This window comes from Variovorax sp. 01T439_2 (assembly GCF_056398445.1).
In genome coordinates this window covers 1-1669 of sequence record NZ_JBFTPJ010001131.1, presented here as the reverse complement: position 1 = coordinate 1669, position 1669 = coordinate 1, and the positions used below count along the sequence as shown (strand labels likewise).

General features: G+C 66.8%; 1 protein-coding gene. It reads left to right on the top strand.

Features of this window, described 5'->3' with window-relative positions; all coding sequences use genetic code 11:
- Positions 1–135 precede the first annotated feature (135 nt).
- Positions 136–1581, top strand: a complete 1446-nt coding sequence (locus tag AC1DOC_RS32730) for an aldehyde dehydrogenase family protein (RefSeq protein WP_015865931.1) — start codon at positions 136–138, stop codon at positions 1579–1581.
- The last annotated feature ends 88 nt before the right edge of the window (positions 1582–1669 follow it).

The following is a 1669-nucleotide window of genomic DNA, read 5'->3' as shown; positions in this document are numbered from 1 at the left end:
CCTCCGATGAGTACCGCGCGCTGATGCTCGCCGAGCAGGCGCGCTGGACCGAGGTCATCGTCAAGGGCAACCTCAAGCTCGAATAGGCATTGCGCCGCGCAGTCTCCACGTCATCCCGCTTTTCTGAACCCGTCCATGAACACATTGAGCGTCGAGCTGCTGATCAACAACCGGGAGACTCCCGGTGCGTCCTACGTCGAAGTCAGAGACCCGGGTCGCACCGAGGACCGGGTCGGCCGTGTGGCGCAGGCCAGCGTCGTGCAGGTGGACGACGCGGCGCAGGCGGCCCATGCGGCGCTGCCTGGATGGGCCGGCACGCCCATTGCCCAGCGCGTCGAGCTGCTGCGCGCCGCCGCGGCCGTGCTGGACGAAGAAGCGCCGAAGATCGCCGAGTTGATGGCGCTGGAATCGGGCATGCTGATGGCCACCTGCCAGGCCGAGGTCGAAACGGCGGCCCATGTGGTGCGCGACAACGCGGACATGGCGGCCGAATTCCTGCAGCCCCGCCAGTTCGCGGATGCGAACGGTTGGGTCAGCGTCGAAAAGCGCCCCTTCGGCGTGGTGGCGGGCATCGTCTCGTGGAACGCACCAGTCATCCTGACCATGCGTAAGCTGGCGCCTGCGCTGGCCTGCGGCAACACCCTGGTCATCAAGCCTTCGCCGAGCGCCCCCTTGGGGCTGGCGGTGCTGCTCGCGAAGATGGCCGCGCTTTTCCCACCTGGTGTCATCAACGTGCTGCACGGCGGTGCCGACGCTGGCGCGGCGCTGACCGCGCACCCGCTGGTGCGCAAGGTGTCCTTCACCGGCGGCGGCAAGGTGGCCGGCATCATCATGCGCGACGCTGCGGCGTCGATGAAGGATGTGCAGTTCGAGCTGGGCGGTAACGATCCGGCCATCGTGCTCGACGACGTGGACGTCGAGCACGCAGTGACCCGCATCGCCATCGGCGCTTTCCGGCGGGCCGGGCAGTTCTGTTTTGCGGTCAAGCGCGTGTACGTGCCCGAATCCATCTACGACCGCTTCTTCGACCGGCTGTCCGCCGAGGTCGGGAAATTCAGGATCGGGCATCCGCTGGACCCGCGCAGCACGATGGGGCCGATGAACAACCGCGCGCAGTGGACCTTCGTGAAGGACCTTCTAGCGCGGGCGCGCGCTGAAGGCGCCGACATCGTCGAGCTGGGCGAGTTGCTCGACCCGCAGGCCACGAACGAAGGCTACTACCTGCGCCCGACGCTCGTGCGCCGCGCGGCGCCGCAGTCGGAAATCGTGGCTGTGGAGCAGTTCGGCCCGGTACTGCCGGTCGTCGCCTATCAGGATGAGGCGCAGGCCGTGCGCCTGGCCAACGACAGCGAGCTGGGCCTGGGTTCGAGCGTCTGGTCTGCCAGCCGCACGCGCGCCCTCGGGATCGCGCGCCAGCTGGAGGCGGGAATGACCTTCATCAACCAGGCGGGGGCGTCACGCGTCGGCCAGCGGCACGCACCTTTCGGCGGCGTCAAGCAGAGCGGTATCGGGCGCGAAAGCTCGGAAGTTGGCATGGCTGAGTACGTGGAATACCACAGCATCCACGGCGATGCGCTGTGAGGCCAAAGTGAGCTGGATTCATTTGAGATGAAGGAAATAGAACCATGACAAGACCGATTCATCCGTTGCTCGCTTTGCTGACCAGCGC